Here is a 14,463-nt window from a genome sequence, read left to right on the forward strand (position 1 = left end):
AATAATAAAAAAACTAATATTTATTTGTTACGATGAGAATTTTATCTGCCGATACAAGCACAGATGTAAATACCGTTGCTGTATTATCTGATAATGAGTTATTGGGTGAAATATCTATTAATGCAGGAAAACGACATTCGGAACGACTCGTTCCATTAATAGATACCTTACTTACCGAAGTTCAATTATCTATTGATGACATTCATTTATTAGCCATTTCAATAGGTCCCGGCTCGTTTACAGGTTTACGGGTTGGATTATCTACATGGAAAGGGATTGCTCTCGCAAAAGGATTACCTCTTATCGGCGTTCCTTCCTTAGACGCAATGACTCTGTTAGCACCTTTTTATAACACTGTTGTATGCCCTATTCTTGATGCTCGAATGAAGGAAATTTTTGCGGGAATTTACAGGTTTGAAGGAAGCCAGCGTAAAACAATTTGTGAAAATTTTTTAGGAAGTATTCATAACTTTATCAAATTATTAAAAGAATGTAAAAACACTGAAACTATTATCTTTTTAGGGGAAGGTGCCTCGTTATATCAGCAAATCCTGGCAGAAAACTTTCCTCAATCAAAATTTGGGGAATGTTGGTGGAGCCATCCTCGTGCTTCTGCTGTAGGAATAGAAGCCTTATCTTTGTGGCAAAAAGGCTATAAAAAGGAAGTTGATGAGATTCTTCCTATCTATTTGCGTTTATCTCAACCGGAAGAAAAAAGGAAAAAATGTCTGAACCCTATGACATAATAATTAGCCCTCAAAATGTCGAAATCAATGTCTTCTTACTGGAAGAAGAACATGTTGACCGCGTCCATGCAATGGAAGTGGAATCTTATCCCGATGCATGGTCAAGGGAATTATTTTTACCGGAAATTAATAATAGAGCAGGTAAATTTTTTGTTTTTTTTATTGAGGATTCCCTCATAGGTTATGCGGGTTATTGGTTAGGAGGCGAAGAAGCACATATAACCAAATTTACAGTCGCCCCTGCATATCGGAGGCAAGGATTAGGCACATTCTTTATGAATTACCTCTTTGAACAGGTCAGAAAAGAGGGGGCACAACGAATTATATTGGAAGTGCGAGAAATGAATTATCCTGCACGCTCCCTTTATGAGAAAATGGGTTTTCATACAATAGGCATACGCATAGGTTACTATGCAAGGACACTAGAAAATGCAGTGGTAATGGTTCGATATTTAAATGAGGAATCGGACAAAGAAGATATAATATATGATTAACAAATATGTATTTTGGCACCCTCAGGAATAACTCCACAATTACATGCCTGTTCAATAAACCAATGAATCCCCTCAAATTCCAATGACGCAAGATTGTAGTATATGTCTTCAATACCTTCCAGCTGCGTTACAGATTCTTCAGGTATTTCTTCTGTTTTTAACATTCCCCGTTTTAACTCTGTTAAATTTTCTTTGGCGTTGTCCCATATATGCCCAAGAACATTCCGAATCTGCCTATAGTCGGAATCCCCACGACACAACCACACCCGGCATACCATCGGATAAATACTAACCTGTTTCCATAATTCTCCTATGTTGTAACTATATATACCCTCCTGTTCTTTCTTTTCCTTAATATCATCAATGAGCCATGCATCCTCATCTCCATTTCCTTCTCTGTTAATATTCAACAAATTTTCAACAGAATTTTTATTTAAAAGACGCCATACGACCTTTAACCAATCTTCCCAATGTCTATACTGCTCTCCAACAAAAATATTTTTTATCTCGTGAATTGGTTTCCGAGAATATAGAACAGGTGCAGGAACTCCTCCGGATGTAGCAATTCCGACTCCGGGTATTATGAGACTTTCAGGAAAATGAACAGCCATCAGCGGAGGACATAAAATTCCATCTACTTTCCCTTGAATAAAACTATCCCATAAAGCAGTTAGAGATAACCATTCAAATTGAGTAGAAGAAATTCTTTTAACCGCACGGATTAAGGGAACGGCTTCATACGAGAATAAAGCAGATAAACGAACCATATATTTGCCCTCAAAAATAGTGTTATTATTATTATACCTTACTAAACCTTTTTGTAAATCTTTTATCTTCATGAGACAAATTATTTTCATTTGGTAAAATTATTATAGATGTTTACTTATCCTACTCTTTCACAAAAATATGTTATTCTATAAATAGGTGTACTCTATGAAAATTATAGGACTTACTGGTGGTATAGCCAGTGGAAAAACAGAAGTAGCAAAAATATTTCAAAATCACGGGATTTATGTAATAAATTCAGATGAAATTGGACACCATGTTTTGTCTAATCCAGAAATCAAAGAAAAAATCGTCAGTATTTACGGAAAATCTATATTAAAAGATGGTCAAATAGACCGAGATAAGTTAGGACGCATTGTTTTTTCTAATCCCGAAGAAAGAAAACGAATTAACGAACTTATACATCCGTTGGTTATTGCCGATATAATGAATAGGATACAACAAGCCCAGCAACAAGGGCATGAAATAATTGTTATTGAATCAGCACTTATCGGAGAAGAAGAAAATCGTTTTCCCGAGTGGTTTAACGGCATTATATTGGTTATTTGTCCAGAGGAAATAAGGATACAACGACTTATGAATTTGCGAAAGCTTTCATACGAAGAAGCCAAACTACGAATTCAATCTCAAAGACTACCTGAAGAAAAAATAACTTTGGCTAAATGGCTAATTCATAACAATGATAACCTTACAAAATTAGAAGAAGAAACAGAAAAAATTATTAAGGAAATTTCCGATGTCGTTTGATAATACCCACATAGCCCGATGTTCCGAATGCGGGAGATTAATGCCTAAAAAGAGAGGAGTAACTCTTTGTTCTCGCTGTCTTGGGAAACAAGAAACCGCTCCTGTCCAAAAAGAAGAATTAATAAAACCTAAAATAATTATTACTCCCTCCGATGAAAGGGAACCCAATATTAATGAAGAAATAGAAGCAACCAACGAAGAGGAAAAAACTAAAGTCCGTATTTGCTCTATGTGTGGAAAACATCCAGCACTTCCTAATCGTAATTTATGTCTGAGTTGTGCTTTGGATATGTACAAAGGATTTCAATCTGCCGCAAAGGAAATATCTGCAGAGAAACAATTGCCCTCTCCAGAAAAAATCCAATGGGCTTATGATACTTATACATCCACAAGAAGAATGGAACCTTTCCGACATGTCCGAACTCAAGGATTAACCTGGGTTAAGGGCTATAATTTGCATTAATCGTAAGTTTTAGTTATCCTTTATAAAAAAATTATTGATAGGAAACTAATGAAAAAAGCCATTCGATTTTTAATAGCAACGATTATCGGTCTTTTTTTATTTTGGATTGTCTTCCGAACCACAGACATTGGAGAATTATGGAAAACAATAAAATCATGTGACTTACGCTGGTTTGCTCTGTGCATTTTAGCAATCCTGATAAGTTTTATAACCCGTGTAATTCGATGGAACTTTATTGTAAATAGTAACGAAAATGTTTCGTTCCGTCACTTATTCACCTCTACACAAATAGGCTTCATGGCTAATTTTCTGCTACCCGGTAGAATTGGTGAGGCAATTCGTGCCGGCGTGCTAACAAAACTTACGCATATACCCTTATCTAAAACCCTCACCTATGTCGGATTAGATAGAACTTCTGACTTACTGGGGCTGCTCATGGTGCTAATTTTCGCTCTAATAGGTTTTCATCCAAAACAAGATATTGTCCTTCCGCCTGATGTGCTTAATGTAACAATACCTGCCAATCTAATACAAAAAACCGCTTTATTAACAATAACGATTATTTTCCTAATAGCCATTGCTTGCGTTTTCTTTTATTTATATTCTCGTAGGTTTTTAACTCTCATAAAGAAAGGCGAAAAGGTTTTAGGAGGAAGGGCTGTTCACTTTATCACAAAAATTTCAGAAAATATACGCGATGCTATCAGTATGATAAAAAAACCTAAAGCCATCTTAGGTGCAAGTTTCTTTTCTTGTCTTACCTGGGGAACCTTTTGGTTATCTTATATTTTTCTTTTCAAAGCATTTGATATACAATACCCGTGGTACACACCTCCAGTAAGTATTACATTATTATCCATTCTTATAAGTGTTCCCGGAGCACCGGGATTTATCGGGCAATTCCATGCAGGAATTATTGGAGGATTAGTTTTAACCGTACCAACGGTAGATATTAATATTGCACGGGCTATTGCTATATTAGGACATGGAGCCAATTTTATAAGTGTTATTGTTGTAGGACTTATATGTATATATATAGAGCAACTATCTTCCCATTCTTCAAATAACGAAAATATCTAATCTTACAAATAAAATAATAGTGTAGGGGCGAAAGATTTTCCGCCCCTACAAAAAACGGAGAGGTAATGTTATATGGTAAAAAAGATTAGTTTCTTTCGAATTTCGGTTTTAGTTCTTCTAAGGTTAAAAAGCCATCCTTATTTTCATCCTTCCGATTAAATACCTCATCATTCATATTCGGGAATAACTTTTTCACCTCCTCACGCGAGAGTTTGCCATCATTATCCGTATCTGCTTGTTTAAATTTTGCTCGAGCATGCTCCGCCCAATCACGGACATCTTCCTTCGTAATAAAACCATCATTGTTAGTATCCATTCGTTTAAACCGTTCTTCGGTTATGTGTGGACGAACTGCCTTTAACTCTTCTAAGGATACCTTCCCATCATTATTCGTATCTGCTTCTTTAAGCAATTCCATTACTTTTTGACCCATAGGTCGCTGACCTTCCGGTCCCGGTCCTCTACCCGGAGGAACAGGTTTATTGGGTGGTAATGGAGGTTTGGGTCCACGCGGAGGTTTAATTGACTTAAACTCATCCAGCGTCAATTTGCCATCACCATCTTTATCTGCTTCCTTGAAAACTTCCTCTACTCGTTGTTTCATTTTCTCACGAGGCATCTCCTCTCGAGAAGGTCTATTCCCTCTTTCCATCTTTGGAGGTCTATCGGGACGCATATCGTTCGGAGGTGGACCTTGAGGTCTGGGTGGACGGTTCTTATGCATTTCTATAAATTCCTCTAATGACAGATTGCCATCTGCATTCTTATCTGCCTTTTTAAATACCTCTTCCATAGCAGGACGATTAGGGGGTGGTCCCGGAGGTGGACCGGGTTCGTCTTTACCTATAGCACCCGGAGGTGGAGGACCTTGCGGTGCAGGCGGTTGAGCCATAGCCCATTGTGTCATTAATAGGACACACAACCCAGCGAACAGTGTTATTGTAATTTGCTTTTTCATGGTGGTAACTCCTTCTATTTGGTTTTATTTAATTTGTCTCTCCTTGAGACTTCATTATTGTAAACACCACTACTTATTAAAAGTTCCCTTTAAACAAAAGTTTGAAACGGATATCAGATTTATTACAAAATATTACAATTAGAACTTGTGGTCTTAAAATGATTAAAATATATTACTTACCGTAAACTATTATATGTTGTGAATGGAGTTGTTCTTTGATTTACGCAATAATTTCTGATATACATGCAAATGCAGAAGCACTCAAAGTTGTGTTAGATGCAATAGATAGAGAAAAAATTGAACAGATAATTTGTTTAGGTGATGTTGTTGGTTACAATGCAGAACCTAATGAATGTATTGATATTTTAAGGGAACGCAAAATACCCACGATATTAGGAAATCATGATGCCGTTGCCTGTGAATTAGAGGAGCCATGGGGATTTAATGCTGTGGCTCTTCCCGCCATTCTTTGGACACGAAAAGAATTAACGGAAGATAATAAAGAGTGGCTACAACGCCTACCTGACACATTAAATTTCGTTGATTTTGCGGCTGTTCATGGGGCTCCCAAAAACCATAATACTTACATTTTTACATGGGAAGATGTTCATCCCTTCTTATATTTCTTGGAAGAACAAAACACCGAATTATGTTTTCATGGGCACACACATATACCCATTATTCTCTCTTCCGATGGAACTTACAGCCTCGATGAAGATGGAAATTTTAAGATGAAACGGGGAAAAGAATATTTCATTAATCCGGGTTCTGTAGGACAACCTCGCGATGGTGATTCGCATGCCGCTTTTGGAATTTTGGACACTGAAACCAATATATACAAACAAGTTCGTGTCGAGTATAATATAGAAGTCACCGCAAGAAAAGTGCTCGAAGCAAGTCTACATCCTTTTCTTGCGGAACGACTACAACATGGAAGATAGTCTTCTATTCTTAACTCAAGCGGTAAGGTTTTTCAATTATGTCCGAAGCTAAAATCAGTCGTAAATCCAAAGAAACAGAAATTAAATTACTCGTCCGTTTTCCGGGAACGGGACAATCTAAAATAAATACAGGTGTTGGTTTTTTAGACCACATGTTAACACTTTTTTCCAAACACTCCGGCATGGATATTGAATTAGAGGCAAAAGGTGATTTGGAAGTAGATGCTCATCATACCGTAGAAGATGTTGGAATCTGTCTGGGGAAAGCCTGTGCCCAACTCTTTCCTGATATAGAAAAAAGAAACCGTTATGGACATGCCGTAGTCCCGATGGATGAGGCTCTTTCTGAAGTTATCATAGACCTCAGTGGGAGACCGTATCTTTATTTTTCTGCGGATTTACCCCGTGTTAAATTAGGAACATTTGATATAGAATTGACGGAAGAATTCTTTAGAGCCTTTTCAAATCATTTCAAAATAACTTTACATATCCTATTACGATATGGTAAAAATACACATCACTGTATAGAAGCCCTTTTTAAGGCATGTGCTCGAGCACTCTCTCAATCTCTGGAAGAAAACACCAACTATGCCCGTTATGGCTCTTCGACAAAAGGAATGATTGATTCATGATTGCAATTATAGATTATGGAATGGGAAATTTAAGAAGTGCACAGAAAGCCCTGGAAAAGGTCGGTTGTGAAGCAGTAATCACAGAAAATCCTAAAGACCTGATGGATGCTGATGCCGGGATATTGCCCGGTGTCGGGGCTTTTCGTGATTGTTATGAAGGTTTAAAACAAAAAGGATTTGTTGACCCTATCAAAGAATTTGTTCAAACGGGAAAACCTTTATTGGGAATATGTATAGGGCTACAACTTCTTTTTGAATATGGAGAAGAAGGAGGTGGCTCTGAAGGATTAGGAATTTTTAAGGGAAAAGTAATTCGATTTCCATCAACAGAACAAACGGGGCTCAAAGTGCCTCACATGGGTTGGAATTTGGTTCAACCTGTTCCTGGTAAAAACAACCCTTTACTTCCATCGGGTAAAGGTGGTTATGCTTATTTTGTTCATAGTTACTACCCTCAACCTACCGATGATAATATTGTTCTCGCAACTTGCGATTACGGAGTTTCTTTTCCCTGCATGGTAGGAAATGGCTCTATTTTGGGTGTCCAATTTCATCCGGAAAAAAGTCAACAATTTGGATTGCAAATTTTACATAATTTTGGAGAGTTCATTAAAAGGAAAACAACCTGATGTTTCGAAGAATATTAGTCCCTGTAGATGGAAGTGAACAATCGTTAAAGGGGCTAAGATATGCTATTCATTGGACAAAAAATGTAAAAGGGGGGCTAACCCTTCTTCATGTCATTGATATTAAACTTTTAGAAGGTCCTCTTTTACGCGATGTAAGTAGCATATTAGGTGTAACACCGTGGACGAATTATCAAAATCAGATACATGCTTTATTGGAAGAACGAGGGAAACAAATATTAAACCTATGTGAAACAGAGTGTCAGAAAAATGAAATTTCTTGTGAAAAAATATTAAAAACAGGTATTATTTCACGAACAATTTTAGAAGAAAGCGAACTATACGACATTATTATTATCGGCAAATCTGGCGAACATTCCCGTTGGTCAGAAGGTTTCTTAGGCGGGACCACGCAGGCGGTTATTCGTCGCTCCAAACGCCCAGTCCTTATAACCAATCAGGCTGAATTTCGACGGGGACCTTTTATCCTCGCTTATGACGGTTCACCATCAGCAAAAGAAGCACTTCGTATCTCTACCGAATTAGCAAAAATATGGGATGTTACCTGCCATGTTGTTTATGTGGCGAACAAACCTGAAGAAGAAATCATAAACGAGGCAATTAAATACTTAAAAACGAATGAGGTTCCTTTTTTATCTCATACAATTCATGAAAGTTCTCCTTCAACAGGAATATTAGATATGGCTCGAAAAATTTCTGCCGAATTAATTGTTATGGGAGCCTTTGGGAAAAATCGGGTCCATGAATGGCTTTTGGGTAGCAATACTCATTCTGTAATTCATACTTCAACATGTCCAACGCTTCTAACAAGATTAGGTTAAAAATATTTTTATGGAAACATATAATAATTTAAAAAAAGCCGAAGAAATGATTCGAAGATTCAAAGGGTTACCTTCCGTGCCTGTTGTTTTATCGGAGGCACTACGCATAACTGCAGACCCTTCTGTAAGTTATGATAAGGTAATCAAAATTATATCTCAAGACCCTAATCTGTCCGGGCGTTTGTTACGCATTGCCAATTCCCCTTATTACGGACTTAAACATCGTGTAACAAACCTTCAACTGGCTTTAGTCATACTCGGCATTCGGGAATTCCGATGTATCCTTATCGGGTCGGCAGTTCTTGACCTGATGAAATTCAAAAATTTGCAGTATCAGGAACTCTATAAAAAACTGTGGCGAGAAAGTCTTTTCATGGCTTCCTTCTGTCGTGAGTTATCGCAATCATTAAAATTACCTTATGAAGGGGAAGATTTCCTTGTAGGTCTTCTTGCCAATATAGGCGCATCTATTTTACTAAGTGAAATATCTCAAAAATATTTTGAAATCATAAATCAATCCCTCAATAATCATAAAAAGCAGTTAGAACTTGAACAGCAACAATTTGGCTTTATACAAACGGATATAGCAAATATCTTTTTAAAGGATTGGGATATTCCACCAGTCCTTTGTGATACTATCTGGCGACAATACGATATAGATTATTTACCGATAGATAGCGCCATTGACCCGAAATTATCCGCATTACTAAGATTAGCTCGATACTCCCTGATAGAGATTCAGGAATCCGTTACCTATCAAGAAACCCTACAAAAATCTTTTACTATACTTGATACTACTTTTGAAAATTGCAAAGGTTTATGGGAAGAAATTAAAAAGTCCAAACAAACAATTCTTACTCAAAGTAAAATAGATTTAGAAAGCCTGTCTTAAAAGATACTAAAAGGATTTTAAGATGAGTAAAAAACAAAATATAAAATTAAATAAAGACGAGACATTGGAATCTATCGAACAAGAACTGAACAGTGCCATTCAATTCCTTGAAACTGTTAATCAAAAAGTACTCGAAACATTAAAAGACTCCCAAAAAGAAGAAGTAGAGATAGAAAAAAACAATGCAGAAAGTCCTGATATTGATAAAATTAATCCTGAAATTAATTCGTAATAATTAAGTATAATATCTGCATTGCTAAAAAATAATTTTTTAAACCTTTTCAATCCCTGTAAAATAACCGACTGAAATGACAAATTTTCCTTCTGACCAAAAGTTAAGAATTCTCATTACCGACCCCCACATTAAAGGCGGTGGACAAATTACTTATGTTTGCAGACTTGCCAAAGGGCTTCGGGAACAAGGGCATGAAGTTTATGTGGGATGCCGAAAAAATAGTATCTTTGTTGAATTCGCCCAAACATTTCAATACATACCATTAAACAGGTTCTATTTCGCAGGCGGATTAAGACCCAAAAAATGGATTGAAGATATCATTACTTTTAAGGCAACCCTTCAAGAAATAAAACCTGATATTATCCATACCAATGGCTCGCAAGACCATTGGACTTCTGCTATTACCAATCAATTACTTCATCACCGTTTTTGCCTTGTGCGAACCCGCCACAATACCTACTCACTCAGCAATCACCTGCTAAACCGCTGGCTAAACTTAAAATGCACCGATTATCATATCGCTGTCTGTGAGTTGGTTCGTCAGGAATTGATTAATAATAATCATTTCCCCGAAAACCGAATCTGTTCCATTCACAATGGAGTTGATATAAAAGAATTTCAACATAATGATGAACATAGAGAAAAATCTCGCAAAGAATTCGGTTTTCAAAATACGGATGTTGTCTGTGGTATCTCTGCAAGATTATCTCCTGCCAAAGGGCATATTTATCTTTTCAAAGCATTGCAAATGATTGCCTCAGAATGTCCTGAAATAAAGTTGCTTGTATTAGGAGCAGGGGAACTGGAAAAAGACTTAAAAAAATTAGCCATTGATTTGGGTATTTCTGACAAAATTGTTTTTGCAGGTTATCGCAAAGATATGGCTTATTGCACTCAGGCTTTCGATATTGCCGTTCTCCCTTCTATTGATTGTGACACATCATCATTTAGTCTAAAGGAAGCCATGGCAGAAGGAAAACCTGTAATCGCTTCTAATTACGGAGGTCTGCCTGAAATTATAGATGATGGTATCGAAGGCAAAATTGTTCCCGCAGGAACTGTGGAACCGTTAGCACAAGCTATTAAGGAACTTGTAAAAAATTCGGAAATAAGAACAGAAATGGGGAAAAGAGCCAGAGAACGGGCCATTTATAAGTTCAGTATAGAACAGTTTATTAATAAAACTTTAGAAGCATACTTTAAGGCATTGGAGTTTCATCGTGAAAATATTACACATTGATGAACAACAGACATGGAGAGGAGGAGAGCAACAAGCCTGCTGGCTGATGGAAGGACTTTGTTCTCATGGTGTTGAAATATATGCTGTTGGAAGGGAAAATAGTGAATTTATAAGCCGTTTAAAAACAATCTCCCATATCAGGACATTTACCCTCCCCCTTCATTCAGAATTTGATTTATACTCTGCATGGAATATAGCCAACATTGCCCGAAAAAATAAAATAGATATCATTCACGCTCATACAAGTCATGCTCATTCTCTGGCAATTCTTTCCACTTTTTTTTATACCAAACCTAAAATTGTTGTTTCTCGAAGAGTTAGCTTTCCCCCTGCTAAAAATATTTTTTCACAATGGAAATACAACCATATTGACCTGATTATCCCTGTATCCTATTTTGTAGCAAAAATCTTAAAAGAAAATGGTATTGCTGAAAACAAAATTAAGGTGGTTCGAAGTTCCATAGACTTATCTCATATAGATGTTCCTCCCTATAAAAAAAGGGAACTCGGAGTTGATGACAATGTAAAAATTCTTTTGAACGCAGGAGCCCTTGTCCCGCATAAAGACCACTTTACATTATTGAATGCATTTGCAGAAGTTAAAAAAGTTTTTAATGATATTGTATTACTTATTGCAGGTTCCGGTCTCTTACAAAAGGATATACAATCCGAAATAGACAAACTTCATTTATCTCCGCATGTCCGTCTCTTAGGATATAGAAATGATGTTCCCCGACTTATTCGAACATCTGATATGTATATATCTTCTAGTTGGTCTGAAGGGTTAGGCACTTCTATTTTAGAAGCATTAGCAAGTGAAAAACCTGTTGTTGCCACTGAAGCAGGCGGTGTATCTGAAATGGTAATAAATCACGAGACAGGTCTTTTAGTTCCTAATAAAAATCCTCAATTATTAGCAGAAGCCATAATTTACATGTTGTCCCACTCTGAAGAAGCAACGAACATGGCAAAAAAAGGTAGAAAACATGTAGAAGATAATTTTACAGTCCAAAGAATGGTCAATGAAACCTTGTCGGTGTATCAAAAATTGATACAATAATTATTAAAAATAAAGGGATAATTAGAAAAAACCATGAATATGGAACCCGGTATTACTGTTTTAACATTAATTCCTAATGCAAAAGACCGTATTCCTCGCTGTCTTGAAAGTGTATCCTGGGCAGACGATATTTTTTGTGTGGTAGACCCTAAAACAAACGATGGGTCTGAAGAATTGGTGAAGCAATATACAAATCATGTGGTCGTGCATGAATACATTAATGCGGCGGACCAACGCAACTGGGCTATTCCACAAATAACAACGGAATGGACTTTAGTTCTGGATGCAGATGAATGGTTATCTCCAGAACTCACAAAAAAAATACAGGATATAATAAAAGACCCCAACAGTCTCGATGGTTACAATATTCGCAGACTGTCTTACTTCTTTGGAAAACTCATTAAACACTGCGGTTGGCATAAAGACTACAATTTGCGACTGTTCCGAACACAGAAAGGGAAATATAAAAAGAAGCGTGTTCATAGTCATGTCGTCGTAGAAGGAACCGTGGGTTATATTCACGAAGTTATGTACCATGATACTTATCGCAATTTTGATGAGTTCCTAAGAACAGCCCACCGATTCACAACATGGGGTGCCGAAGATGCTTATGAACATGGGAAACGAACTCATTGGTATGATTTAACACTTCGTCCTATTTTGCGTTTTATCAAAATGTATTTCTTGAAACACGGTTTTTTAGATGGCTATCATGGTTTAGTTCTTTGTGGATTATCTGCCTTCTCTGTTTATTTAAAATATGCAAAACTCTGGGACTTGCAGAGAAAAAAAACAAAAAACTCCGACACATTCAATAATCCTACGAATATCTTATGAGTTTAATCCGTTTTGAAAATATTTACAAAGCATATCCGGGTAAGATTATTTTAGATGAAGTAAATTTTCAGATAGAAGAGGGGGAACACATAGCCCTTGTAGGAAGAAATGGCTGCGGAAAAACAACCGTTTTTCAATTAATCAGCCAACGAATAGAACCCGACCGTGGAATTATAGAACGACAACGCAACATCCGAATTTCTTATCTCGAACAAATACCTCATTTCCCCTCGGACTTAACATTACTTGAAATTGCAGAAACTGCTTTCAGTGAACTGAAAGAAATTGAAAAAACATTAAAGGAATTTGAAGTAAAAATTTCTAATGGAAATACGGAATTACTCAATGAATACTCAAAACTCCAATCTTATTATCAAGTGCATGGGGGATATCATTATTCTTCCCTTACCAAAAAAGTGCTTTCGGGTTTAGGCTTCTTACACGATAGTTGGTCAAAAAAATTTCATGAACTCAGTGGAGGGCAACAAACGAGGTTGCTTCTTGTCTTATCTCTGCTACAAGATGCCGATGTATTACTTCTGGACGAACCCGATAATTATCTTGACCTTGAAGGAAAAGAATATCTTGAAGAATTTCTAATATCATCTCCAAAAACAATCGTAATTATTTCCCACGACCAGCGACTGCTATCTCGTTTCCCTCAAAGAATACTCGAATTGGAAAACGGAAAAATTATTTCTTATTCTGGCTCTTACCAAAGTTATCGAGAGATAAAAGAACAAAAATATGAAAAGCAACAAGAACTGTATGAACAACAAGAAAAAGAATTGAGAAAACAGGAGGAATGGATTGAACGATTTCGTTACAAAAAAACGCGAGCAAAACAGGTGCAAAGTCGTATCAAACAAATAAATAAAATGGCACTTATAGAAGAACCTCAAAAATATAATCCTAAACTCAATTTCTTTATTGAATCTGAAGAACGAAGCAATTCATTAATATTGCATGCTGAAAATTTGTGTATGCAATATGACAATCAAGTTTTATATAAAGATTTATCATTTCAGTTATACCACGGAGAACGACTGGGAATTATAGGTCCTAACGGTTCTGGAAAAACTACGCTCTTAAAACATTTATTAGGCTACCACAAAGGAACACACGGGATTATCCGATATGGTCATAATGTAAAAATTGCCTATTACGACCAACACCATAATGATTTAAATCCAGAAAATGAAATCCTTCAGGAGGTTTTAGCCGTTCGACCGGATGTAATACCTACTTCCCTTCGTTCTTTTTTAGGGGCTTTTCTTTTTCATGGAGATGATGTGTTTAAAAAAGTAAAAACTTTAAGTGGTGGTGAACAGAGCCGCCTGGCGTTAGCTAAATTAATCTTACAAAAGCCTAATTTACTTTTTTTAGATGAACCCACCAATCACATGGACCTCACTTCTCGAGAAGCATTAGAAAATGCTCTACTCAATTTTGATGGTTCTATTATTCTTGTAACACACGACCGCGAACTTCTGGACGAAATCGTAGAGCGACTTATTGTACTGAAAGATGGGAAAACAGAACTCATCTGGGGAAATTATTCTCACTATTTGTGGCGAGAAAAAAATAATGTTGTAAATAACGATACAAGCACTATCTCTAAAGAACAGAAACCAAACTCTTTCGAACAGGCAAAACAGATAAAGCGTGAACAAAGAAAAAAAGAACGAAAGATGGAGGACATCGAGAAACAAATTGAAATTCTTGAAAGTGAAATAGAAAATTTGGAACTTTCTTTTTCTCAAATAAATCCCAAAGATTTCCAAAAAATTCAAACTCTAAGTTATGAATTAAAAACAAAAAAAGAACTTCTTAATTCACTTTACTCTCAGTGGGAAAAACTGATAGAATAAATAATCAAAAATT

17 protein-coding genes are annotated in these 14,463 nt (G+C 36.4%); 15 read left to right on the forward strand and 2 right to left on the reverse strand.

Translation table 11 applies throughout. The features are described from left to right. The first annotated feature begins 32 nt into the window (after positions 1-32). Positions 33-746 (forward strand): tRNA (adenosine(37)-N6)-threonylcarbamoyltransferase complex dimerization subunit type 1 TsaB, encoded by a 714-nt coding sequence (tsaB, locus tag PLA12_01870; GenBank protein HOQ31236.1) that lies wholly within the window; start codon positions 33-35, stop codon positions 744-746. Next, complete coding sequence (gene rimI, locus PLA12_01875; protein HOQ31237.1) at positions 725-1,240, forward strand: ribosomal protein S18-alanine N-acetyltransferase; 516 nt, start codon at positions 725-727, stop codon at positions 1,238-1,240. Before tsaB ends, rimI begins: the two co-directional genes overlap by 22 nt. Here the strand turns inward: rimI and PLA12_01880 are convergent. Continuing rightward, positions 1,237-2,007, reverse strand: a complete 771-nt coding sequence (locus PLA12_01880; GenBank protein ID HOQ31238.1) for a hypothetical protein — start codon at positions 2,005-2,007, stop codon at positions 1,237-1,239. The genes rimI and PLA12_01880 overlap by 4 nt on opposite strands. A 166-nt stretch (positions 2,008-2,173) precedes the next feature. On the opposite strand from PLA12_01880, the gene coaE reads away from it, so the two are divergent. The 3 genes from coaE to PLA12_01895 are packed head-to-tail and all read left to right on the forward strand — an operon-like array spanning position 2,174 to position 4,316. Further along, positions 2,174-2,773 carry a dephospho-CoA kinase gene (gene coaE / locus PLA12_01885; protein HOQ31239.1) on the forward strand — a complete coding sequence of 200 codons (600 nt, stop codon included), beginning with the start codon at positions 2,174-2,176 and terminating at the stop codon, positions 2,771-2,773. Beyond that, entirely contained in the window at positions 2,763-3,236 is a 474-nt protein-coding gene (locus PLA12_01890) for a hypothetical protein (protein ID HOQ31240.1), read from the forward strand. Before coaE ends, PLA12_01890 begins: the two co-directional genes overlap by 11 nt. A gap of 48 nt (positions 3,237-3,284) precedes the next feature. Then, complete coding sequence (locus PLA12_01895) at positions 3,285-4,316, forward strand: lysylphosphatidylglycerol synthase transmembrane domain-containing protein (GenBank protein HOQ31241.1); 1,032 nt, start codon at positions 3,285-3,287, stop codon at positions 4,314-4,316. A gap of 85 nt (positions 4,317-4,401) precedes the next feature. On the opposite strand, the gene PLA12_01900 is transcribed toward PLA12_01895, so the two are convergent. Beyond that, positions 4,402-5,274: an EF-hand domain-containing protein gene (locus tag PLA12_01900; protein ID HOQ31242.1), complete on the reverse strand. Its 873-nt coding sequence runs from the start codon at positions 5,272-5,274 to the stop codon at positions 4,402-4,404. 215 nt (positions 5,275-5,489) lie between these two features. Here PLA12_01900 and PLA12_01905 point away from each other — a divergent pair, with 215 nt between their 5' ends. The 10 genes from PLA12_01905 to PLA12_01950 all read left to right on the forward strand — a co-directional run bounded on the left by PLA12_01905 (position 5,490) and on the right by PLA12_01950 (position 14,450). Beyond that, the gene (locus PLA12_01905) at positions 5,490-6,215 is read left to right on the forward strand and encodes a metallophosphoesterase family protein (protein HOQ31243.1); all 726 of its coding nucleotides are present in this window, start codon (positions 5,490-5,492) and stop codon (positions 6,213-6,215) included. Positions 6,216-6,253: 38 nt separating this feature from the next. After that, on the forward strand, positions 6,254-6,847 hold the full coding sequence (gene hisB, locus PLA12_01910; GenBank protein ID HOQ31244.1) for an imidazoleglycerol-phosphate dehydratase HisB: 594 nt from the start codon (positions 6,254-6,256) through the stop codon (positions 6,845-6,847). Beyond that, entirely contained in the window at positions 6,844-7,476 is a 633-nt protein-coding gene (gene hisH / locus PLA12_01915) for an imidazole glycerol phosphate synthase subunit HisH (protein ID HOQ31245.1), read from the forward strand. Before hisB ends, hisH begins: the two co-directional genes overlap by 4 nt. Next, positions 7,476-8,315: a universal stress protein gene (locus tag PLA12_01920; protein ID HOQ31246.1), complete on the forward strand. Its 840-nt coding sequence runs from the start codon at positions 7,476-7,478 to the stop codon at positions 8,313-8,315. The genes hisH and PLA12_01920 overlap by 1 nt, the downstream gene beginning before the upstream one ends. A 10-nt stretch (positions 8,316-8,325) precedes the next feature. Next, positions 8,326-9,207, forward strand: coding sequence for an HDOD domain-containing protein (locus PLA12_01925; GenBank protein ID HOQ31247.1), 882 nt, complete (start codon positions 8,326-8,328; stop codon positions 9,205-9,207). A gap of 22 nt (positions 9,208-9,229) precedes the next feature. Then, complete coding sequence (locus tag PLA12_01930; protein ID HOQ31248.1) at positions 9,230-9,439, forward strand: hypothetical protein; 210 nt, start codon at positions 9,230-9,232, stop codon at positions 9,437-9,439. A 76-nt stretch (positions 9,440-9,515) separates the two neighbouring features. Continuing rightward, positions 9,516-10,682 carry a glycosyltransferase family 4 protein gene (locus PLA12_01935; GenBank protein HOQ31249.1) on the forward strand — a complete coding sequence of 389 codons (1,167 nt, stop codon included), beginning with the start codon at positions 9,516-9,518 and terminating at the stop codon, positions 10,680-10,682. After that, positions 10,663-11,742: a glycosyltransferase gene (locus PLA12_01940; protein ID HOQ31250.1), complete on the forward strand. Its 1,080-nt coding sequence runs from the start codon at positions 10,663-10,665 to the stop codon at positions 11,740-11,742. Before PLA12_01935 ends, PLA12_01940 begins: the two co-directional genes overlap by 20 nt. 33 nt (positions 11,743-11,775) lie before the next feature. After that, positions 11,776-12,579 (forward strand): glycosyltransferase family 2 protein, encoded by an 804-nt coding sequence (locus PLA12_01945; GenBank protein HOQ31251.1) that lies wholly within the window; start codon positions 11,776-11,778, stop codon positions 12,577-12,579. Then, positions 12,576-14,450, forward strand: coding sequence for an ABC-F family ATP-binding cassette domain-containing protein (locus tag PLA12_01950; protein ID HOQ31252.1), 1,875 nt, complete (start codon positions 12,576-12,578; stop codon positions 14,448-14,450). The genes PLA12_01945 and PLA12_01950 overlap by 4 nt, the downstream gene beginning before the upstream one ends. Positions 14,451-14,463: the final 13 nt, after the last annotated feature.

Origin of the sequence: Candidatus Hydrogenedens sp., from assembly GCA_035378955.1 — a bacterium.
GTDB lineage: Bacteria > Hydrogenedentota > Hydrogenedentia > Hydrogenedentales > Hydrogenedentaceae > Hydrogenedens.